Source organism: Clostridioides sp. GD02404 (assembly GCF_045898275.1).
GTDB lineage: Bacteria > Bacillota > Clostridia > Peptostreptococcales > Peptostreptococcaceae > Clostridioides > Clostridioides difficile_A.
This window is the reverse complement of sequence record NZ_JBJOCA010000005.1, coordinates 143,636-167,085: the sequence shown is the minus strand read 5'-3', so window position 1 is coordinate 167,085 and position 23,450 is coordinate 143,636. Positions and strand designations below refer to the sequence as shown.

Here is a 23,450-nt window from a genome sequence, read left to right as displayed (position 1 = left end):
ATTAATTTTTTTATTTTACTATAATGTTTCATTTTTATCTTCTGATATAATATTAAGATTTGATATATCTGTATAAATCGCATAAAAAACAGGATAACGATTTTGATATAATTCGTTTACAAACTTACCTTGCATTCTTACAGGAAAAACATGACCATCTGTATGGCAGAAGCGGAAAACTACTTCAAAAGTTTCTCTTTTAGAAATTGCTTTTTCCAATGTATCAGTTACTATTTGCAAGTCATCTTGTAATACTGGTGAAAGAACATCAAAATCTTCAGATGAAACAGATTGTGCAGAATATCCAGTGAATTCAAGCATTTTTTGATTAAAATAAAGTAATTTCAAATTCTCCATGCAAGCAAATTTGACAACACCATCAGTAGCCATTTCTAATAATACCTTTATATCTCTAGGGTCTATGTGAAATGACATGCTATCAGCAGAATCATCTGAAAATACATGATAAGAATTTTTTCCATGACTTTTTGCATAATAAAGTGCTTGGTCTGCTTTTTCATATAACTCAGAATATACATAACCATGTTCAGGATACATCGCTACCCCAATACTACATGTAATAGAAAACTCCATGTGTCCAGCAAATCTTTTTTGGTTAATTTTAGAACAAAAACGCTCTAATTTATCTACAAGTACATAGTTATTGGTGTTAAAGTTTTTTATTAATACCACAAACTCATCTCCACCAATACGCCCTACAATATCATCCTCACGAAATTGAGATTTCAACTCCAATGCAAATTCACTTATAATAAAATCTCCAAATGCATGACCATACTTATCATTTACATTTTTAAAATCATCAATATCAAATATTAGAAAAACATGTTCTGAATCTTGATTATTTTTATTTTCTAAAAATGAACTAATAAATTCTTCTGTTACCCCCTTATTGTAAAGACCAGTAAGAGAATCACGTTGAGAACGTTCAAGGAGTAACAATTCTCTATTTTTCTCTTCATCTATATTTTTACGATAAGATATCATACGAACAGATTCATCTGATGTCCAAAAGAAAATTCGTGCATTAATTCTAATCCAGTGATAATTTTCCTCGTCTGTCTTAATTAAAAAATCATAGCTAATATTATTAATTCCACTATTATAACACTTAAGAACATTTTCTGGTAAGAATGTATTTAAATACCCCTGTGCATACTCTTCTTTTATTTGTTCTTTAGCAATTGTATGTAGTGCTTCATCATATGGTGTATTAATATCTAACCCAAAATCATGAAAATATCTATTTAAATCTTCACAACCAGCTCTATTATTAGTGACATCAATCTCAAAAATATTTTCATAAAGTTCTTCAGTAGATTGACTCAGCAACTTTTGATATTCTAATTTCTGGGATACACTAAGCTTCATTATTTGGTTCTTATACTTCTTAAGCACACGTGTAATTGTAAAAAGTACAAATATTATAATCAAAATTATAATTGCAATTCCTTTTAGAAATTGTGTTTGAAATTGCTTACTCATTATAGTCAAATCATTTTCTAAAACAAGATGCCATTTTAAACTAGATATATATTGACATACAACATAACTTTTTGATTTTTCAGATGAATTCCAAAAACTCTTTTGTTCTTTTTTATTATTTAGTATTAACTCTTTTGAATCAGATAAATCACTACTAGAATTTTCAAAAAAATTTATATGCTCATAACCAGTTTTATCTGATGTTAATTGTACAAATCCTTTATCATCAATTAAACGTGCTACAACATCGAATTTATCATCATATTCTTTAAGCAACTTTTGTAATGAATTAACCTTTAATCCAACTCCTATAATTCCCATAGTTGAACCATCATTATCTTTTATCTTACAGTTTACAAACACTGTAATACTATTATTACTTGCTTCATCATTATCAACATTTAATGAATATTCCTCATTATTCTTTAGGAAATCATAATACCATTGATTCTCAGAATTCTTATCACTAAGATTTCTATCAAGACCATTAAAATGATAATAATTATTCGTTTTGGTCGATACTAGAAAAACAGAATCATATGAGTACTTATTCCTGTATGCATTCAAGTAATCTTGTAGTTTATGAATAAACTCTTCATCATTTAAATGTTCTTTCTCTCCATTTAAAAAGTTTTTTAATAAACTATCATTTGCCATGGTAAGAGACACATTTATAGGCTCTGAAAGGATTTTATCTATCTGATAATAAATACCTTCAGCAGCTAATGTAGATACATGCTCAATATCATTTTTAAAAATATTAGTATTAGATTGATATCCAATTACAGAAGTAGCTACAAAACCAAGAGTAATAATAATACAAACAACAATATTTGTATGTAAAAGTGTATTTTTTTTCATAATCTGTCCCCTCTTTAACCCTCACTTTGGCTTCATTGTATTTTCACCTTCTTTAAATATAATTATTTCAAGTATTAAACTTTTTAAAACTTTAAATTTTTTATATTAATCTATTACTTTTTATAAAAAAACAGAAATATACAAATATCTCATACAAAATTATTTGTTAAAATACTAAAATCATTCTACTAATATAAATGAATTATATTAGTTTTATTATTAATATATATTAATATAATAGACAAAGCACATCTAAAGCACATCATCAAAATTAAAAGTCTAAAAAAATTTATATTTTTTTCAAATATATTATTTATCTTTCACAATAACATTGATTAAAAGTTTTTTGATATAACATTCCTGTAGTCAGTTCTGCCCAACTATAATTTGTCATATATTCTCCAGAATATGTATTCACTGCCATCATATCCCATGTAAGCATATTATAATAATCACAATCAAATTTTGTAATATCTACTGCGATACTATTCCATTTTTTAACTATTATATGTTCGATATTTGCATCTTTCATAGTTTTCATCATATTTGATATTACTGTTTGTGTTTGATTTTGTAAAGAACGATTATATTCTCTATCTTCCCAAAGTACTGCTGCTATTTCAGCAATAGTTACACTCGTCCCTTTTCTATCCACTAAATAAGCGAGTAATTCTTTTGATTTTGCTCTAGAAAAGATTAATGGTTTTTTATCTACAAATACTTCAAAATTACCAAATGTATGAATAAAGATACGATTTTTCGGCTTCAAAGTAATGGGTATACGTAAATTTTCGATTTCTTTCTTTATTCTTTCTACTGTCACAGGCTTAAGAAGATAACCACTAGCATGTATCGAAAAAGCATCTACTGCATATTCTGAGTAACCAGTTACAAAGATTATATTTATGTTGGGTAAAATATTTTTTGCTAAGAGTGCAAACTCTAATCCGCTCATATCATACATCTCAATATCAAGAAATGCAATATCTACAGAGTGTTCTTTTAAATAATTTAATGCAGACTGAGGTTCATCAAAAAGAGTAATTTCTTCAATCTCAGAAATATATAATAACTTTTCATTCATATTTTTAAGAGCAATTGGCTCATCATCTACAACAATTATATTCATAATTTGACTCCTTTCTAATAGGTATGATTATTGTTACTATTGTCCCTTTTCCTATAAAACTTTCTATGGTTAAACTTCCTTTGCACTGTGTCTTTAATCGCCTTTTTACATTTTTAATCCCAACATGATTTTTTCCATCATTCATTTTTTCAAGTTCTTTAAATCCTACTCCATCATCTTTTATAACAATATAAATATTTTCTTTATCTCTTGAAGTTGATATTACGATTGTTCCTCCTTCTTTTTTCTTTGTAATTCCATGCCGTATTGCATTCTCAACAATTGGTTGTATGGTAAGAACAGGAATATAAAAATCAGTAGTTAGAAGTTCATACTTAATTTTTACACGTTCTCCAAAGCGCAATAACTCTATACACAGATAATTTTTTAGATGTGATAATTCTTTATTAAAAGGAATCAATTTTTTTTGTGTAAGAGAATCCATATTTCCACGAAGATAAGAAGAAAATTTTTCTACTGCTTCACATGCCATATTAGAATCATGCTTACACAAATACTGAATAGTATTAAGTGCATTATACAAAAAATGGGGTTGTATTTGGCTAAGCATTATAGAAATTCGATTTTCCATCAATTCATTTTCCAATTTCTTTTGAAGCTTCTCTTTTCTTTTTATGGATAGCATAATATGTCCAATTTGAAACACAATAGTAGTTAAAAAACCCACACAAAAAAAGGACAATTCTCTAATATATATAGTATAGTAATTTGCTATTTCCAGAATACCGCCAATCACTACTGGTAAGTATGTAAACAGTGCTATTTTAGCATCAATTGCTCTATATAATATAATTTCTATAACTAGACATCCCATACCAAGTAGTACAATTAAGATACACATAATATTTTGTACTATAAGGAATTCATGTAAATCATATATTCGTAATATTTGAAGAATAACACAAAGTAATATACTAGTCATTATTCCATAAACACCTATATTTATAGTTTTCGACCTCCACCCAGTTAAATAAGTAGCTAGATAGAGCGTGCCAAGAGTAGGAAGAAAAAATTGTGTAAGTAACTCTAAAATACCAACTAGAGTTGGAGATTGAATTATAAAAGTAAGTACATTAAAATCTGCTAGACACCAAATTCCTCCAGCTATAGCAAACCATGACAATAAAAAAATCTGACGTGTTAGCTCACTTTTCAAGCAAAATAAAATAATACTTGCAATTAGACCAAATAGTCCAAAAGATATTGTTAACATTGTGAACATAAGACCAATCTTATTTTCATGAAGCACACTAACAATTAAATCGCCTTTAGAGCCAATCTGCATTTCATCAAAAAAACATACTAATTGTAACGCTCTACCACTAGAGTACACTCGTTGTATGGTTATTTCTACTAAGTCATTGGATGATATGCCACTTGATTTAAATCCTGTCCACATATGTCCTGTAGATTTAGTCAGTGTATTATTTGAATTTATACTATTAGTAGAAAACACTTCCTTATTAGATACTCTAATATTAACCTTCAAATGACTGATATGTAGTAAAAGAGTTTGTCCTGCTGGAATATCTTTATTAAAATGACCACGTAAATAAATAGTTTCTTTTCTTATATTCTTAAGTGAATCTACATCAATAAAAGGTTTGAATTTTCCAGACTTAGGTACTTGATATTCTCCAATAAATGAAACTGGAATAAGATTATTTTTAAAATTTGGATGATTATCCGCTTTTGAAGCACAAATAAGTAGCAATATCACTGACAAAGTTAGTATTATTGGCAAATAAAATGTATTCCACCTAGATGTTTTCTTTCCCACAATAGTTTCCTCCATAAAATAAATACTAATTTTCTTATATATTTAAATATATAAGAAAATTATATGACTTAAAAACATTTATTTAAACATAATATATTATTTTATCATTTTATTATATCAAACAAATTTAAATAATTATATAAACAATACATATATAAACATTTATTTTATCAATGCTTTATAATTAATATATTTATCTATTATATTAATTCCATATACTGGTAAATATATTTTTTATAATTAAAAAGCCACAAGATATATTATTTATATCTTGTGGCAAATCTAAAATTCTAAAAATATTTTTTATTATTATTTAGATATTATTTCTTTTATTTGGCGTACTCTATAGCTCTTGTTTCTCTTATTATACTTACTTTTATTTGTCCAGGATACTCAAGCTCATCCTCTATTTTCTTAGTCATATCTCTAGCTAATAAGTGTATCTCTTCATCATTTATAGCCTCTGGTTTTACCATTATTCTGATTTCTCTACCAGCTTGTATAGCAAATGATTTTTCTACACCTTCATATGAATTAGCTATTTCTTCTAGCTTTTCAAGTCTCTTGATATAAGCTTCTAAAGTTTCTCTTCTAGCACCAGGTCTAGCAGCTGATATTGCATCTGCTGCTGTAACTAATACAGCTTCTACAGTTTGAGGTTCGTAATCTCCATGATGAGTGCTCATTGCATGTATAACTTCTTTAGATTCTTTATAACGTCTAAGTAAATCCATACCTATTTCAACATGCGTACCTTCCATCTCATGGTCTACAGCCTTACCTATATCATGTAGTAAACCTGCTCTTTTTGCTAATCTAATATCTGCTCCTATTTCAGCAGCCATTATACCAGCTATATGAGCAACTTCTATAGAGTGTTTAAGGACATTTTGTCCATAACTAGTTCTATAGTTAAGTCTACCTAATAATCTTATTAGTTCTGGATGAATTCCATGTACACTAGTTTCAAATGCAGCTTGTTCACCATATTCTTTTATAATATTGTCAACTTCTTTTCTTGCCTTTTCAACCATTTCTTCAATTCTAGCTGGATGTATTCTTCCATCTGCTATTAGTTTTTCTAGAGCAATTCTTGCAATTTCTCTTCTTATTGGATCAAATCCTGATAAAATTACAGCTTCTGGAGTGTCATCTATTATAAGGTCTATACCTGTTAAAGTTTCTAAAGTCCTTATATTTCTACCTTCTCTACCGATTATTCTACCTTTCATTTCATCATTAGGTAAGTTTACTACTGTTACAGTAGTTTCTGCTACGTGATCTGCTGCACATTTTTGAATTGCATATCCTATAATTTCTCTTGATTTCTTATCAGCTTCTTCTTTAGCTTGACTTTCTATCTCTTTTATCATTATAGACATTTCACGTCTTACATCTCTCTCTGCATTTGTTAAAATTATTTCTTTAGCTTTATCAGAAGTAATTCCTGATATACTTTCTAATTTTTCCAATTGCTGAGATTTAATTACTTCAACTTCTTCTTCTTTCTTTTCAACTACCTTTAGTTTTTCGCTTAGATTTAATTCTTTAGATTCTAAATTTTGTAATTTTCTATCTAAGACTTCTTCTTTTTGTACTACTCTTTTTTCATATTTTTGTACTTCTGTTCTTCTTTCTCTGTTTTCTCTTTCAGCTTCTGTTCTCCACTTATGGATCTCTTCTTTAGCTTCTAATAATTTTTCTTTTTGTACTGTTTCTGAGTCGTGGTGTGCTTTATCTATTATTTCTTTGGCCAAGTTTTCAGCTTGTCCAAGTTTTGCTTCAGATATATTTTTTCTAACAAAATATCCAGCTATAATACCAACAGCTGCACCTATTACAATCATTACTACACTATCTATGACATCCACCTCCTTCGTTAATAATCCCAAAATGTCATCACTATGATTAAAAAATATTCCTAATAATTAAAATTAAATTTAGATATTTTATCCTCACTTAATTTTATAATTTTTTCAACATTGTGTCAAGCTAATAGGGAGCGTGGCATGTCTTTAATTACTAGTTATTTTTTTGTATTTTTACTTCTTCTTCTACAATTTCTTTTGATACTGGGTTACTTGATTCTTCACTTTCTCCAGTTAAGTTGTAAAATGCTCTAACTTTCTCGTCTATTTCATTAGTTAAATCCAAATTATCTTCCAAGAATTTTTTAACATTTTCTCTTCCTTGTCCAAGTTTAGTATCATTGTAACTATACCATGAACCTGATTTTTTAACTATATCTACGTCAGCAGCTATATCTAAAAGGTCTCCAATTTTTGAAATACCCTCTCCATACATTATATCAAATTCAGCTTGTTTAAATGGTGGTGCTACTTTGTTCTTAACAACTTTAACTCTCGTTCTACTTCCTATGACTTTATCACCTTGTTTTATTGTATCTATTTTTCTAACATCCAGTCTAACTGATGAATAAAACTTTAGTGCACGTCCTCCAGTAGTAGTTTCTGGATTTCCAAACATTATTCCTACTTTCTCTCTTAACTGGTTTATAAATATAGCAACACAATTTGATTTTTTAATTGAACCAGTTAATTTTCTAAGTGCTTGAGACATAAGTCTTGCTTGTAAACCTACATGAGAATCACCCATATCTCCATCTATTTCAGCTTTTGGAACTAATGCCGCTACTGAGTCTATTACTATTATATCTATCGCTCCACTTCTTATTAATGCCTCTGCTATTTCTAAAGCTTGTTCACCTGTATCTGGTTGAGATATTATTAGGTTATCAACATCCACGCCCAATGCTTTTGCATATACTGGGTCAAGTGCATGTTCTGCATCTATAAATGCAGCTATTCCTCCCTCTTTTTGAGCTGATGCTACACAACTAAGCGCAACAGTAGTTTTACCAGAAGATTCTGGTCCATATACTTCAACTATTCTCCCTCTAGGTAGACCTCCTATACCAATTGCTATATCTAAACCAATTGCTCCTGTTGATATAACATCTATAGACATAGACGTTGCTTCTCCTAATTTCATTACTGAACCTTTACCAAAATCTTTTTCAATTTTACCTAAAGCTTCATTCAACGCTTTTAACTTTTCTTGATCTACACTCATCTCTATACCATCCCTTCATTTATCTACAAACATTTGTTCTCTTGTTATATATTAATTATATAACATAAATCAAACCTAGTCAATTTAAAAACGCTACTAATGATTATATTTTTATTCATTACTTTTTATTTATAAACCATTATTAATAATTATATACACAAAAGAAAATATTCTTAAAATGAAAAGAGGTATACTATAATAGTATACCCTTTTTTACATTTTTAAAATTTTTAGTTGTTATTTTTTATTAATTAATCAATTATTTTTTCTTTATAAGTCATTTTTACTTAGAAGACATAAAAAGCTCTTTATTTTTATATAGGTATTCCCACCCTGAATATAAAGTAAGTAATGTCGCTATAAGTATAAGAATTCCACCCACATTTAAGATTAATCCACTCTCAAACTGAGCTCCTATCAATAAAAATACTATTGATACCATCTGAGTTATAGTTTTAAGTTTTCCACTGTTACCAGCTGCTATTACTTTACCATCTGCAGCTGCTATAGCTCTTAATATACTTACTGTAAGCTCTCTAGCTACTATTATAATTACCATCCAACTACTTACAAGATGGTCTTCTATCATACATGTAAGTGCAGAAATTACTAATAGCTTATCTGCTAATGGGTCCATAAACTTTCCAAAGTCAGTAACCAAGTTGTATTTTCTAGCTATTTTTCCGTCTAATGCGTCAGTAATTGAAGCTATTATAAAAATAATACAAGCTATTAAAAACTTATTTGGTACATTGAGTAACATAATTAAAACAAATACTGGTATTAAAAAGATTCTAAACAAAGTTAATTTGTTAGGCAAGTTCATATAATACATCTCCCATTAAATCGTATTCCATTGCATCATTTATTTGAACACTTACGAATTCTCCTACTTCAAGATTGTCCACACTTTTTACATATACTATACTGTCAATTTCTTCCGCATCACCTTGTGTTCTTCCTGTATATACATTATCTTCTATCTGCTCTTCTATTAAAACATCATATATCTTTCCTATTTTTTTATCATTAAGTTCTTCAGATATTTTTTGTTGAATCATCATTAAAGTATCTCTTCTTTGTATTTTTATTTCCTCATCTATATGATTAGGTAATCTATCTGCTGGTGTATCTTCTTCTCTTGAATATGCAAATGCACCAAGTCTATCAAACTTAACTTCTTTTACAAAATCCACAAGTTGTTTAAAATCATCTTCTGTTTCACCAGGAAATCCTACTATTATTGTAGTTCTAAGTATTGCATCTGGTATATTACTTCTTATAAGATTTATTTTATTTAATATATCTTCTTTACTAGTTTTTCTATTCATTAATTTTAAAATATTATTACTTGCATGTTGAATTGGCATGTCAAAGTAACTACATATATTATCGTGTTTTTTTATAACTTGTACCAATTCTTCTGTTATAGATTCTGGATATGAATACATAACTCTTATCCACTTAAATCCTTCTATCTTTGCAAGTTCTTCTAAAAGTTCTGGCAATTTTTCTTTTCCATACAAATCAAAACCATATTTGGTTGTATCTTGTGCTATAACTACAAGTTCTTTTACTCCAGATTCAGCTAGTTTATTGGCTTCTTTAATTATATCTTCAAATTTTCTACTTCTATATTTACCTCTTAATTTTGGTATTATACAATAAGTACAATTATTAGAACATCCTTCTCCGATTTTTAAATATGCCATATAACTAGGTGTAGATAGGTATCTTGGTAAATCTTCATTAAACACAAACTCTATATCATCAAGACTTACAATTTGATGTTTTTCACTTAATTCTTTAAGTATCTCATCTATGTTTTGATAGCTCCCTGTACCTACTATAGCATCTATTTCTGGAATTTCAGCTTTTAATTCTTCAGAATATCTTTGTGCCAAACACCCTGTTACTATCAACAACTTTAAGTTGCCAGTTTGTTTTAATTCTGCAAATTCTATTATTGTATCTATTGATTCTTGTTTAGCCGATTCTATAAATCCACATGTGTTTACTATAATTACATCAGCTTCTTCAAAATCTCCAATTAATTTATAGCCTTTTTTATTTAAAATTCCCATCATTATTTCTGCATCCACTAAATTTTTTGAGCATCCTAATGATTCCAATGCTATTTTTAACATTCCTTCTCTCCTTCCAATATGCTCTCATATAGGTCCATAACATCTTCTAAAGCTTTTTGTGTATCATTAAAGTTTATAACTTTATCGTACTTATACTTCTCTACTGAATGCATATAAAGTGGGTCGTAGTATTCTAAAAGATATCTTTCTACAAGCTCTTTATATTTACCTGATTCTAATAACTCAATATAGCCATCTACTACTTTATTACCCAATCTTTTTCTAAATTTATTTATACATTCTTTTAAGACATCTATATTATCTTTATCATAAATATAGTCTCTACAAAGTCTATTAACTCTATTTTCAATATTACATTCTAATAGTATATGATGTCCTTCTCGTATCATAGCATCAAAAATCTCATTTGGAACTGTAACGCTTCCAACTCGTTTACTTTCACTTTCAACAAATATATAGTCCTCCTTTGAGAAAAATATACTTTCAAATAACTTAGTTTCAAAATTCTTTTGAGATGGTGGTTTTTTATCAAATGTTATAAAACCAAAAGTAGAACCACTATTTTTAGCTATACCTTCCAAATCCAATACATCTATTCCTTTTTCCACTAATAGATGTAATAAGTCAGTCTTTCCTACTCCAGTCAATCCATGAACGGATACAAAGTTTTTTGTATCCATTACATTTCTTAAATATTCTAAAACAAAGTTTCTATATGACTTATATCCACCTTCAAGTTGATATACATTTACACCTAATGATGATAATACATTTACTATACTCCCACTTCTCATTCCACCTCTTGCACAATATATAACAATATTATCATAATTTGTTGCAAGATTTGCTGATTGTAGATACATATCTTTTAACTTATACGAGACATAGTCAAAACCCTTTTGTATCGCTTCATGTTTTCCTTGCATTTTGTAGATTGTTCCAACTTCATTATGCTCATTATTTTTAAAAATAGGCATATTAATCGCATTTAATATATGGTCTTCTTCATATTCACCTTCTGTTCTTACATCTACAAATATTACTTTCTCTAGCTTAAGTGCTTCTTCTATTTTTATAACTGACAATTCTATTCACCTTCTAAATTCTGCAAATCTTGTTTGCTTATTAATACCTTTCTTGGTTTACTTCCCTCACTAGCTCCAATTATGCCTCTTTCCTCCATAGAATCTATAAGTCTAGCTGCTCTATTAAATCCTATTTTAAATCTTCTTTGTAACATAGAAGCAGATGCTTGACCACTCTCCACTACAAATTCTATTGCTTCACTCAAGAATTCATCTTCATCACTACTCTTTGAAGTATTAACCTTAGATATAGTTTCAATTATATCTTCTTCGTATTTTATTCCATCTTTAACCTGACTCTTTACAAAATCAATTACTTTTTCTGACTCGCTCTCTGATATGAATGCACCTTGAAGTCTAACTGGCTTTGCTGCACCAAGTGGGTAAAATAACATATCACCCTTACCTAGAAGCTTTTCTGCACCACCCATATCAAGTATTGTTCTCGAATCAGTTTGAGATGATACTGCAAATGCTATTCTAGATGGTATATTAGCTTTTATAACCCCTGTTATAACATCAACAGAAGGTCTTTGAGTTGCTACAATCAAGTGCATTCCAGCAGCTCTTGCCATTTGAGCTAGTCTACAAATATAGTCCTCTACATCATTTGCACTTGCCATCATTAAGTCTGCCAGCTCGTCTATTATTATTACTATTTTAGGTAATTTTTCTTCAGATTTCTCATTATAACTTGTTACGTCTTTTACTTGAGCATCTGCAAAGAGTTTATATCTTCTATTCATCTCAGTAACTGCCCAGTTCAAGGCATTAGCAGCTTTTTTAGGGTCAGTAACTACTGGTATTAATAGATGTGGTATCCCATTATAATTTGCAAGCTCAACTACTTTTGGGTCTATTAATAGTAGCTTTACTTCATCAGGATTTGCCTTATATAATATACTACTTATTAATGTGTTTACACATACACTCTTTCCTGAACCTGTAGAACCAGCTATTAGTAAGTGTGGCATCTTACCTATATCTCCAATTATAATTTTACCTGCAACATCTTTTCCAAGCCCCATTGCAAGAGGAGAATTAAAATTATTAAATTCTTCGCTTTCTAGAACTTCTCTTACTCCAACCATTTGAGCTTCTTCATTTGGAACTTCTATTCCAATTGCACTTTTCCCAGGAATTGGTGCTTCAATTCTTATACTTTTAGCTGCTAAGCTTAGAGCTATGTCATCTGTTAAATTTACAATTTTACTTACTTTGACTCCTGGACTTGGCTGTATCTCATATCTAGTTATAGTAGGTCCAACTGTAACTTGATTAATTTTCGCTTCTACTCCAAAATCTGATAATGTTTTTTCTAAAAGAGAAGCATTTTTTAACACTTTCTTTTTACCATTTTCATCAGATTTCTTATTTACTTTATTTAAGAGTTCAATGCTAGGCTTCTTATAGTTTGAATAATCTTCATTAACTGATTCTGCTATGATACTCATAGGTTGAGTTTTTTCTATATTTAAGTTAGGTTTGTTTATATCAACTTTTTTTTCTGGTTTAATATCTACAACTGAATTTTCATTTGTAGCTTTTTGTAATTCCTTTAAAACATCTAACTCTGGCATACTCTGAGTTCCTTCTAATATTTCTAAATACTCATCTTCTGCTTTATTAAATCCAACTATTTTAATAGTCTTATCATCTACACCATCACCATTTTCTTCTTCAAAATATTCCTCTTCTTCATCCTCATCATTACGACCTTTTGACATTAACCCTTTAAAGAAACCTGGTTTCTTGTTTATAGTGGTTTCATCTACTTCATCAGTCATCATATCTATTGCAGATTTCTTCATATTTGCAATTTTATCTTTAAACGTTAAATTACTGTCTTTTGATGCTTTAGATTTTGATTTTGCATTTGATACCAAATCTTTTATAGAAATATTAAATATAAACATGATAGAAAGTATAAGAGCAAATACACTTATTAACCATCCACCTGCTATACCAAATATTTTACTCATATAATATGCAATAGTAGTTGCTATCAAACCACTACCTTGTCCACTCACACCCATTTTCATAACATCATCAAACATGTTACCTTTTAGTGGACTATCTACAGGAAGAGTTCCTGCATTTAATAATCCATAAAATACAAAGATAAATAAAATAATTATGTAGTATAATTTAGTCTTTCTTAGCCTATATATATATTCATTTCCATCAAAAAATCCTAAAAGTCCTGTTATAATTACTATAAATGGTATTGCTATGGAAAGCCCCCCAAATAGTCCTTTAAAAAGATTCTGCATTAACACAGGTACCCATCCCATAGAGTTAGAATTTAAACTATATAATAAAAATACACCTATAAATATCGTTATTAAATTATGATATTCTGCGTTAAAACTTAAGGTATTTACCTTCTTTTTTTTCTTCTTTTTCGTGGCCATTAATATCACTCCTTATTTTTAGCAAGTTTTACCCCTTCACAGCAAAAAGTGCTAATGCCTTAACACTAACACTCCTACTTTATTACATCATTATATCATAAATTTTATTATTTAAACAAATTTTAATCATTATTTTTTTCTTCATCAGATTCTTTTATAAGCTCTTTTAGTTTTTTAAGAGCTTCCTTTAGTCCTCCAACTTCATCTATAAGCCCATAATCTACAGCTTCTTTTCCTATCAATACACTACCAACATCACTTACAAGCTCATCTTTTTCATGCATAAGTTTCTCAAGTACATCTTTTTTGATATTTGATGTTCTTATTATAAACTGAATTATTCTATCTTGCATCTTTTTAAAATACTCAAAAGTTTCATTTATACCAATCACAAGACCAGTAGTTCTCACAGGATGTATAATCATAGTTGCTGTTGGTGCTATAAATGAATAATCTCCTGCTGTAGCAAGAGGAACTCCTATACTATGACTTCCTCCTAAAACAAGAGTAACCACTTTCTTAGATGTACTGTTTAAGAGTTCTGCAATAGCTAGACCTGCCTCAATATCTCCTCCAACAGTATTTAAAACAACTAACACACCTTTAACCTCATTACTCTCCTCAATTGAATATAACATTGGAATTATATGTTCATATTTTGTGGCTTTTTTTTGAGGATTTCCTATAAAATGACCTTCAATTTCTCCAATTATTGTCAAACACTGAGTATCTTTAGGAGGCTGAGGTGGCATTTCATTAGTACCAAATTGCTTTATACACTCTCTTTCTTCACAACTAGATTCTCTTCTACAACTATCTTTATCAAATGGTTCGTTATCTTCTCTATAATCTTTCATAAAAAAACTCCTATCAAAATCATATTTAACTTAGTTTTACCAAATAAATCAAATATATTAAGATATACGTAAAATTATTAAAATTTGAATAAAAATAGTTGTATTATAGTGTTTATTTTACATAAAATTGTTGGTGTATTGCATGTACTGCTGTGTGCATATCTTCTTCACTAACTAAACAAGATATAGTCATGTTTGAGTCTGATGTTTGTAAAAGAGATACTCCTGCCTTTGATAATCCTCTAACTACCTTTGACATGATACCAGACATTTCATCTGCAATTCTTGAACATATCAATGTTACTTTGGCACAATCTCTATTTACTTCATAATCCAATTCAAACTTATCTAGTATTTCCTTTAAAGCTTTTATATCAGCATCTTCAATAACAAATGCTTTTTCTGATATAAAGAAGTTTATCATATCTATAGTTATAAGTTTATCTTCTATCTCATTTAATACTTCTGTAAACACTTCTTCTGCTGATTTAATCTTAACTTGAGCTACACTATCTTTGTTTGCAACAGCAACATTAAAGTCTTTTTCTTGTTCATATTCTATATTTTCTTCTAAGTGTCTACATAAAGAACCTATTTTTGTACCTTCAAAAGTTGGGTTCATTGTATTTTTTATAGCTAAAGTTATATTGCCACTTTTAGCTAATTGTACTGCTCTTGGGTGTATTACCTTTGCACCTTTATCAGCCATTTGGAATACTTCTTCATAATCTATAAAACTTAATACTTTAGCATTTGGTTCTACTCTAGGGTCTGCTGTCATTATACCATCTACATCAGTGTAAATTTCAACTGTTTCACATTCTAAAGCTTTCCCAATAGCAACTGCTGATGTATCACTTCCTCCTCTTCCAAGGGTAGTTATTTCTCCATCATCTGTTACACCTTGGAATCCAGCTATAACTACAACTTTGCCATTGTCTAAAGCTCTTTTTACCTTTTTAGGATTTATATACTTTATTTTTGCATTAGAATATTCATCACTTGTAATTATACCTGCTTGTTGACCAGTAAAGAAAACAGATTCTATACCTTGTGCATTCAATAAGTTAGCAAGAATCGTTCCTGATATTATTTCACCACAAGACATTATTAAATCAAGTTCTCTCTTATTTGGTTCGTCATTTACTGCACTACACAAATTTATAAGTGTATCTGTTGCATATGGAGCTCCTTTTCTACCCATTGCTGAAACTACTAGTACTAATTGTAATTCTTCATCATTCTCTTTGTATGCTTTTACTATCTTACATACTTCATTCATTTTTTCATATGATTCTACTGATGTCCCACCAAACTTTTGCACTAAAATACTCATTTTTTCCTCCTAAATATATCCCTCATATTCTATAATTATCATGTCATTACCTATTTTTTTCACATTTCTCCATGGTACTTCTAAAAATGACTTATCTTTTCTTCTGGCAAAAAAACCTTTTTCTTTTGGAATTAAAAGCGCTAATATACCGCCTGTAGTTTCATCTAATATAAGGTCACATTCTCCAATGACCCCCAATCTTTCTCCTGTGACCAAGTTAACTATTTCCTTACCTGCTATTTCAGATAAATTCATATTTTTATACCTCCAGAGATTTACTTTTTAAGATATTAATCCAGATGTAGAATCTTTTCTACATCTCTTCCAACTATACATGTACCAATATTTTCGATATTGAATACCTTATCAACAACTTTTTTTACTGAATTAATATCAACATTATTTATACATTCAAGTATTTCATCTGTAGTTTTTACTTTTTTGCTAAGTAACATAGATTTACCAGTAGACATCATTCTACTGCTAGTACTTTCTAAATCCAATATATAATTGCCTTTTAATTGTTCCTTACTTTCAAATATTTCTTTTTCTGTAAGATAGTTTTTCCTTATATTTTCAATTTCTTTCTTTATTAAATTATAAACATCTGGCAAGTTTTCTGTACTCATACTTGCAAATATGCCTAATTCACCACACTTTCTGTACAATGTCTGTGATGAGTATATAGAATATACTAAACCTTTTTCCTCCCTTATTTTCTGAAAAAGTCTTGAGCTTATACTTCCACCAAAAATATTATTCACTACTGCCATTGAATACACTTCATCATCATTTTCAAATGGAATACCTTTTAGGCACATAGCTAAGTTTACCTGTTCAGTATCTTTGTTTTTTGATATAAAGCAAGGATTAAATTTAGCCTCACTTATTTCTATATTCAACCTTTTCTTTTCCCAGTGTCCAAATTTCGATTTGATTTTTTCTACCATATCATCAAAATTAAAGTTTCCAGCTATAGAAATAACAGCATTATTTGGAATATAATACTTGTTTAGGTATTCTAACATAGACTCCCTAGTTATATTATATAGAGAATCTTTTGTACCAATTATATTCATCCCTAAACCATCATTAGCATATATATTTTCTACTAACAAATCATAAGATAAGTCATCTGGAGAATCTTCATACATCTTAAGTTCCTCCAATATTATAAGTCTTTCCTTATCTATATCATTTTTATCAAATCTAGAGTTTAGTATCATATCACTTAATACATCGATTCCTGTATCTATATGCTCATCTATTAATTTTACATAATAACATGTACATTCTTTACTTGTAAATGCATTTATTTGCCCACCTAAATTGTCTATTGAACTAGCAATCTCCTTTGATGTTCTATTTTTGGTTCCTTTAAACATCATATGCTCTATAAAATGAGAAGTTCCACTCACCTGTTCTTCCTCTATTCTAGAACCTGCATTTATCCAAATACCTAATGTTATTGACTTTAGATATGGTATTTCTTCACCAATTATTGTAAGCCCATTTTCCAGTATTTTTGTCTTATACATTACATTCTCCTAAAAATTTATTCTTTGTTTTATATTGGATTATTGAAAACACTATGTTTTAATTATATTTATTTTTATATGTATTACATTATAAGTCAGTCTTTTAATTAATTCAACTACAACTTATACAATCTTAATCAAATATTTATACTTTGTCTACTTAAACACATCACTGAGTTTACCTGGTTTTAGTCCTTTTTCCCTTACAATTGCTATAATATCATCTATACATTTTGTTGTTGCATCTGTTGGGTGCATTAATATTATACTATTATCTTTAATATCTTTTTTCTTCATTCTATCAATTATTACTTCTGGTTGGTCTTTATATTTCCAGTCTATAGTGTCAGCATCCCATTTTATTGATGTATATCCTAATGCTTTAGCTGCTTTTACTGTCTCTGGACCGAAAGAACCTGCTGGTGCTTGAAAAAATTTAGTTTTTTCATTTATTATTTCTTCAATTATTTTTTTAGATGTCTCTATTTGTTCATAATTGTCTTCGTATGATAGTGTCGAATAGTCTAAATGTTTGTATCCATGATTGCCTATTTCATGTCCCTGTTTTTTTATCTTCAATAATTCATCCTTATTCTTTTCTGCCCACTTACCAGTCACATTAAAAGTAATTTTTACATTTTCCTTTTTAAGTGTCTCTAAAATGGATTCTACATACTCTGTTTCCCATCCAAGGTCTATGTTACAAGTTAATGCAACATATCCACTTTTATCTTTTGTACCTCTTTCATATGGTAAGTCTACCCCATTAAAGAAGTTGAATACTGGTTTATTGTTGAACATTTTTAATACCATTACTCCTCCTGATAACCCCAATAATAAAACTAAAATTAGTATTATTATTTTCTTGAGTTTACTCTTGTTAAGTACCATCATTATCATTAAAACTCCCCCTAATTATGTACAAATTGTTTCTTATTTAATACTATTAAAAGAAAGCTTTATTTATGCACTAAATATAATGTAAATACTTTTTTACATGTCAATATAATTTGTATCATTTAAGAAGATATATATTTACAATAAAAAAAAGCAAAATCATAAGATTTTGCCTTTAATTATTTATTATATTATTTATTTTTATGTTCTGGTTTTGGTAAAAGAACTTTTCTTGATAAATTAACTCTTCCTTTTTCATCTATTTCTGTAACTTTAACTTCAACTTCATCTCCTATATTTAATACATCTTCAACTTTAGCAACTCTTTCATGAGCTATATGAGATATATGAAGTAATCCTTCTTTTCCTGGAAGTATTTCAATAAATGCTCCAAAGTTCATTATTCTACTTACTTTACCTTTATAAGTCTTTCCTACTTCTGGTTCGATTACTATGTTATTTATAAGCTCTTGAGCTTTCTTAATCATATCAATCTCAATACCTGATATAAATACTTCTCCAGTTTGTTCGATATCTATTTTAACTCCAGTTTCATCTATTATCTTAGTTATAATCTTTCCACCAGGTCCTATTACATCCTTTATTTTATCAGGATTTATTTGCATCTTAACAATCTTAGGTGCATATGGTGAAAGTTCTGGTTTTGGTTGAGATATAGTTTTTCTCATTTCTCCTAATATATGGATTCTACCTTCTTTAGCTTGTTTTAAAGCTCTTTGTAGAATTTCCTTATCTATACCATCTATTTTTATGTCCATTTGTATTGCTGTTATACCATATTCTGTACCAGCCACTTTAAAGTCCATATCTCCTAAATGGTCTTCCATACCTTGTATATCTGAAAGTACTGCAACTTTACCATCATGTTTTATAAGTCCCATAGCTATACCTGCAACCATATCTTTTATAGGTACACCTGCATCAAGTAAAGATAATGTTGAACCACATACACTTGCTTGAGATGTAGAACCATTTGAACTTAATACCTCTGAAACTAATCTAATAGCATAAGGGAAGTCTTCTTGAGATGGTATAACTGGTAATAAAGCTCTTTCTGCTAAAGCACCATGTCCTATTTCTCTTCTTCCTGGTCCTCTTGATGGTCTAGCTTCCCCAACACTATATGCAGGGAAATTATAATGATGCATATATCTCTTATTTTCTTCTTCATCTAATCCATCTAGCTTTTGAACATCTCCTAAAGCACCTAAAGTAGCCACATTAAGTACTTGAGTTTGCCCTCTAGTAAATATAGCTGAACCATGAGCTCTAGGTATCATACCAGTTTCACACCATATAGGTCTTATTTCCTCTAGTTTTCTATTATCTGGTCTTACATTTTCATGTACTATAAGTTTTCTTACTTCTTCTTTTATTATATCTTGTAATACTTCTTCTATATCTCCAATGTAATCTTCAAAATCTTCAAGAGTTTCTTCAAAATGAGCTAAAGTTTCTCCCTTAACTCTATCCATATTTTCCATTCTCTCTAATTTTTCAAAAGTTTGAACTGCTTCTTTCATCTTATCAGTTGCAAATTCACGAACCAATTGAGTTATTTCTTCTCCTGCATGGTACAATTCCACTTCTAATTTTTCTTTCCCAACTTCTGCAACTATACCTTCTATAAACTCAACCACTTTTTTTATTTCTTGATGAGCAAATAAGATAGCTTCTAGCATCACATCATCAGGAACTTCATCTGCTCCAGCTTCAACCATCATTATAGCTTCTTTTGTACCTGAAACAACTAAGTGCATTGAACTCTTTTCTCTTTGTTCTGCATTTGGATTTACAACAAAGGCACCATCTACAAGACCAATACATACTGAACCAGTTGGTCCATTAAATGGTATGTCTGATATAGAAAGGGCTATAGAAGAACCTATCATTGCTACTATGTCTGGTGTGCAATCTTGGTCCACTGATAAAACAGTTGCAACTACCTGAACGTCATTTCTAAATCCTTTTGGGAATAATGGTCTTATTGGTCTGTCTATCAATCTTGATGTAAGTATCGCTTTTTCTGAAGGCTTACCTTCTCTTTTTAAAAATCCTCCTGGTATCTTACCTACAGAGTATAATTTTTCTTCATAATCTACACTTAAAGGAAAAAAGTCTATTCCGTCTCTAGGTTTAGCCGATTTAGTTGTATTTACCATTACCATACTATCACTGTATCTAACTATGCAACTACCACTAGTCATTTCACAAATTTTTCCTATTTCTACAGAAAGTTCTCTTCCTGCAAAATCCATTTTAAATATTTTATGTTCAAACATTAATGCTTGTCCTCCTCTTATTAAAAACACGTATATCACTCTATTTACTATATTATCAAAAATACTATAAATTAACAATATAAAATTATCTTTGTACATATATGCAAAAAGCTTATATTACTGCTAATTAGAACAACTTATAGCTAATATATCTGGTCCTGTATGAGAGCAAATAGAAACTCCTCCTCGAGTAAATAATACTCTTCTTGCTTTTATTCTTTTGTTTACTTCCTCTTTTAATATTTCACAATCATGTAAATTGTCTCCACAACCGATTGTAACAATTTTTCCTTCTAAAGAACCTTCGTTCATTTCTAAAATTATATCAACCAATTTACTTGCTATATTCTTTACTCCTCTAACCTTATTTACCAACTTAGCTTCCCCATTATCAAAGAAAAATATAGGCTTTATATTTAACATATTTCCTATCAAAGCAGTTGCAACTGGAACTCTTCCACTCTGTTTTAAAAAATCAAGTGTATATGGTGCAAAAAGTAATCTCACACTACTACGAGTATTTTCTAACTCATCTATGATTTCCTCAAATGCTAATCCTTCTTCAAGAAGTTCACATGCTTTTATAATATATTGCCCACTACCAAGAGATAAGTTTCGAGTATCAAATATATGTATTCTTTCATTTCCAGCTACATCATTTTTAGCTATCATAGCACTTTGAAAAGTTCCTGAGGCATTTGATGCTCCTGTCATACAGATTATATGATAACCCTCTTCTATAGACTTATCAAACACTTCTTTAAACTCCATATATGTAGCTTGCGATGTTTTAGGTATTTGTTTGATTTCTTTTACCTTTTTATAAAACTCTTCTTTATTTATATCTACTCCTTCTATATATTCTCTATCATTAAAAATAACTGTAAGTGGAACTATTTCTATATAATCTTTTTCTGATATTTCATCTGGAATATCACATAAACTATCACATACTAACTTTATTTTCAAAATAATATCCTCCTTATTCCAACTAATTATACTGTTATAAAGTTTCTATATTTATCTTGTCTTTCCTCTTAAATTGATTATGTATTTATATACTTCTCTAATATTCTTACCCAATATTATTCATTTTATAATTTTTTATAATATATAAACTACTTTTATTATTAACTATTTTACTTTATAATGAATTAACTATAAAAAAGCAGGTATACACTATACCTGCTTTTTTATAAAGAATGAAATTACTTTCTTAATCCTAACTTAGCTATTAATGCTCTATATCCTTCAAGATCTTTTTCTTTTAAGTAAGCTAATAAGTTTCTTCTTCTACCAACCATTTTTAATAATCCTCTTCTTGAATGGTGGTCTTTTTTATGAGTTTTTAAATGTCCATTTAACTCGTTTATTCTAGCTGTTAATAAAGCTATTTGTACTTCTGGAGAACCAGTATCTCCTTCAACTCTTCCAAATTCTTTGATTATTTCTGATTTGTTTATCATTTAGATTACCTCCGTATTTTTTTAGAAACGCCTATTACTAAGCATTGATTGGAGTATTCAAATGCCGAGTAACGGTTATTTTCCTTAATCATTTTATCATATATTACTTGTTTTTGCAAACATAGTTTTCGTATACGTAATTTGTGTCATTAAACAATTGATTTTTTAAGTCATCTATTGAATTAAACTTTCTTTCATCCCTTATTCTTTCCAAAAATTCAACAATTATATTTTTACCATAAATATCTCTGTCAAACTCTAAAATATTGGTTTCAATAGATAAAGATTTTCCATTGACTGTTGGATTATAACCTACATTTGTAGCGCCAAAATAAGTCTCATCTCCAATATGTACAATAGAAGCATAAATACCTCTTTTAGGAACGAGCATGTTATTCTTAAGGTCAATATTTGCTGTTGGGAATCCCATAGTTCTTCCAAGGTGTTTAGAATGTATAACGCAACCTTCTAACTCGTAATTACGACCTAAATACTCTTTGACATTAGTCATATCACCTTGGGATACTAAACTTCTAATATAAGTACTACTCACTCTTACATCATTTATTTTGATTGGCTTTATTACTTCCACCTCAAAACCATATTCATCTTCTAAGCTTTTTAATAGATTCACATTGCCTTCTTTTGCTCTTGCAAACGTAAAGTCATGTCCAATTACTATTTTTTTGGCTTTTAATTTTTTTACTAGTATCTCATCTACGAAATCCTTTGCAGGTATTTTAGTCATATACTCATCAAATGGTATGATTACAACTATATCTATTCCCAAGTCTTCTAATAATTTTATCTTATCATTGTTACTTATGATATTTTTTGTTGAGTTTGGTCTAAAGTAATTTACAGGATGATTTGCAAATGTAAATACAATACTCTGTATATTTTCTTTTTTTGCATATTCAACTGTTTTTTTTATAAGAACTTGATGTCCTTTGTGCACACCATCAAAGTTTCCTATGGTAATGACACTTTCTTTTATGTTTGCTATTTCTGCTATAGATTTTATAATCACCATAATAAATGTTCCCCGCTAAAATT

Annotated in this window: 18 protein-coding genes; all 18 read right to left on the bottom strand. The window is 29.1% G+C overall.

Annotation, left to right across the window (positions count from 1 at the left end; genetic code table 11):
- Positions 1–18 precede the first annotated feature (18 nt).
- Positions 19–2,367 (bottom strand): diguanylate cyclase, encoded by a 2,349-nt coding sequence (locus Q3287_RS05195; RefSeq protein WP_407963615.1) that lies wholly within the window; start codon positions 2,365–2,367, stop codon positions 19–21.
- Between the two features lie 313 nt (positions 2,368–2,680).
- Positions 2,681–3,496 carry a response regulator gene (locus Q3287_RS05190; RefSeq protein ID WP_243192811.1) on the bottom strand — a complete coding sequence of 272 codons (816 nt, stop codon included), beginning with the start codon at positions 3,494–3,496 and terminating at the stop codon, positions 2,681–2,683.
- Positions 3,474–5,297, bottom strand: coding sequence for a histidine kinase (locus Q3287_RS05185; RefSeq protein WP_167640025.1), 1,824 nt, complete (start codon positions 5,295–5,297; stop codon positions 3,474–3,476). Before Q3287_RS05185 ends, Q3287_RS05190 begins: the two co-directional genes overlap by 23 nt.
- 329 nt (positions 5,298–5,626) lie before the next feature.
- Complete coding sequence (gene rny / locus Q3287_RS05180; protein WP_054269964.1) at positions 5,627–7,168, bottom strand: ribonuclease Y; 1,542 nt, start codon at positions 7,166–7,168, stop codon at positions 5,627–5,629.
- A 151-nt stretch (positions 7,169–7,319) separates the two neighbouring features.
- Positions 7,320–8,390 (bottom strand): recombinase RecA, encoded by a 1,071-nt coding sequence (recA, locus tag Q3287_RS05175; RefSeq protein ID WP_054269812.1) that lies wholly within the window; start codon positions 8,388–8,390, stop codon positions 7,320–7,322.
- A 283-nt stretch (positions 8,391–8,673) separates the two neighbouring features.
- Positions 8,674–9,216, bottom strand: coding sequence for a CDP-diacylglycerol--glycerol-3-phosphate 3-phosphatidyltransferase (pgsA, locus tag Q3287_RS05170; protein ID WP_054269811.1), 543 nt, complete (start codon positions 9,214–9,216; stop codon positions 8,674–8,676).
- Positions 9,203–10,537 (bottom strand): 30S ribosomal protein S12 methylthiotransferase RimO, encoded by a 1,335-nt coding sequence (rimO, locus tag Q3287_RS05165; protein WP_054269810.1) that lies wholly within the window; start codon positions 10,535–10,537, stop codon positions 9,203–9,205. Before rimO ends, pgsA begins: the two co-directional genes overlap by 14 nt.
- On the bottom strand, positions 10,531–11,583 hold the full coding sequence (gene mnmH, locus Q3287_RS05160; protein WP_407963614.1) for a tRNA 2-selenouridine(34) synthase MnmH: 1,053 nt from the start codon (positions 11,581–11,583) through the stop codon (positions 10,531–10,533). Before mnmH ends, rimO begins: the two co-directional genes overlap by 7 nt.
- Positions 11,584–11,585: 2 nt before the next feature.
- Positions 11,586–13,997, bottom strand: coding sequence for a DNA translocase FtsK (locus Q3287_RS05155; RefSeq protein ID WP_074178904.1), 2,412 nt, complete (start codon positions 13,995–13,997; stop codon positions 11,586–11,588).
- 122 nt (positions 13,998–14,119) lie between these two features.
- Positions 14,120–14,854 carry a ClpP family protease gene (locus tag Q3287_RS05150; protein WP_054269807.1) on the bottom strand — a complete coding sequence of 245 codons (735 nt, stop codon included), beginning with the start codon at positions 14,852–14,854 and terminating at the stop codon, positions 14,120–14,122.
- Positions 14,855–14,966: 112 nt separating this feature from the next.
- Positions 14,967–16,190, bottom strand: a complete 1,224-nt coding sequence (gene dapG / locus Q3287_RS05145) for an aspartate kinase (protein WP_054269806.1) — start codon at positions 16,188–16,190, stop codon at positions 14,967–14,969.
- Positions 16,191–16,199: 9 nt separating this feature from the next.
- The gene (locus tag Q3287_RS05140) at positions 16,200–16,445 is read right to left on the bottom strand and encodes a YlmC/YmxH family sporulation protein (protein WP_003419503.1); all 246 of its coding nucleotides are present in this window, start codon (positions 16,443–16,445) and stop codon (positions 16,200–16,202) included.
- 35 nt (positions 16,446–16,480) lie between these two features.
- Entirely contained in the window at positions 16,481–17,728 is a 1,248-nt protein-coding gene (locus tag Q3287_RS05135; RefSeq protein ID WP_054269805.1) for a pitrilysin family protein, read from the bottom strand.
- 156 nt (positions 17,729–17,884) lie between these two features.
- Positions 17,885–18,628, bottom strand: coding sequence for a polysaccharide deacetylase family protein (locus tag Q3287_RS05130; RefSeq protein WP_054269804.1), 744 nt, complete (start codon positions 18,626–18,628; stop codon positions 17,885–17,887).
- Positions 18,629–18,816: 188 nt separating this feature from the next.
- Positions 18,817–20,928 (bottom strand): polyribonucleotide nucleotidyltransferase, encoded by a 2,112-nt coding sequence (gene pnp / locus Q3287_RS05125; protein WP_231300564.1) that lies wholly within the window; start codon positions 20,926–20,928, stop codon positions 18,817–18,819.
- A gap of 123 nt (positions 20,929–21,051) precedes the next feature.
- The gene (locus tag Q3287_RS05120) at positions 21,052–21,897 is read right to left on the bottom strand and encodes a DegV family protein (protein WP_407963613.1); all 846 of its coding nucleotides are present in this window, start codon (positions 21,895–21,897) and stop codon (positions 21,052–21,054) included.
- Positions 21,898–22,136: 239 nt separating this feature from the next.
- Complete coding sequence (rpsO, locus tag Q3287_RS05115; protein WP_021384061.1) at positions 22,137–22,394, bottom strand: 30S ribosomal protein S15; 258 nt, start codon at positions 22,392–22,394, stop codon at positions 22,137–22,139.
- Between the two features lie 103 nt (positions 22,395–22,497).
- Positions 22,498–23,427 carry a bifunctional riboflavin kinase/FAD synthetase gene (locus Q3287_RS05110; protein WP_054269801.1) on the bottom strand — a complete coding sequence of 310 codons (930 nt, stop codon included), beginning with the start codon at positions 23,425–23,427 and terminating at the stop codon, positions 22,498–22,500.
- Positions 23,428–23,450 lie beyond the last annotated feature (23 nt).

What these genes read in the sequence shown, in the direction of transcription:
- Q3287_RS05195 (WP_407963615.1), bottom strand. Translation starts at nt 2,367, where the DNA reads ATGAAAAAAAATACACTTTTACATACAAATATTGTTGTTTGTATTATT.
- Q3287_RS05190 (WP_243192811.1), bottom strand. Translation starts at nt 3,496, where the DNA reads ATGAATATAATTGTTGTAGATGATGAGCCAATTGCTCTTAAAAATATG.
- recA (WP_054269812.1), bottom strand. Translation starts at nt 8,390, where the DNA reads ATGAGTGTAGATCAAGAAAAGTTAAAAGCGTTGAATGAAGCTTTAGGT.
- pgsA (WP_054269811.1), bottom strand. Translation starts at nt 9,216, where the DNA reads ATGAACTTGCCTAACAAATTAACTTTGTTTAGAATCTTTTTAATACCA.
- rimO (WP_054269810.1), bottom strand. Translation starts at nt 10,537, where the DNA reads ATGTTAAAAATAGCATTGGAATCATTAGGATGCTCAAAAAATTTAGTG.
- Q3287_RS05155 (WP_074178904.1), bottom strand. Translation starts at nt 13,997, where the DNA reads ATGGCCACGAAAAAGAAGAAAAAAAAGAAGGTAAATACCTTAAGTTTT.
- Q3287_RS05150 (WP_054269807.1), bottom strand. Translation starts at nt 14,854, where the DNA reads ATGAAAGATTATAGAGAAGATAACGAACCATTTGATAAAGATAGTTGT.
- dapG (WP_054269806.1), bottom strand. Translation starts at nt 16,190, where the DNA reads ATGAGTATTTTAGTGCAAAAGTTTGGTGGGACATCAGTAGAATCATAT.
- Q3287_RS05140 (WP_003419503.1), bottom strand. Translation starts at nt 16,445, where the DNA reads ATGAATTTATCTGAAATAGCAGGTAAGGAAATAGTTAACTTGGTCACA.
- Q3287_RS05135 (WP_054269805.1), bottom strand. Translation starts at nt 17,728, where the DNA reads ATGTATAAGACAAAAATACTGGAAAATGGGCTTACAATAATTGGTGAA.
- Q3287_RS05130 (WP_054269804.1), bottom strand. Translation starts at nt 18,628, where the DNA reads ATGATAATGATGGTACTTAACAAGAGTAAACTCAAGAAAATAATAATA.
- pnp (WP_231300564.1), bottom strand. Translation starts at nt 20,928, where the DNA reads ATGTTTGAACATAAAATATTTAAAATGGATTTTGCAGGAAGAGAACTT.
- rpsO (WP_021384061.1), bottom strand. Translation starts at nt 22,394, where the DNA reads ATGATAAACAAATCAGAAATAATCAAAGAATTTGGAAGAGTTGAAGGA.
- Q3287_RS05110 (WP_054269801.1), bottom strand. Translation starts at nt 23,427, where the DNA reads ATGGTGATTATAAAATCTATAGCAGAAATAGCAAACATAAAAGAAAGT.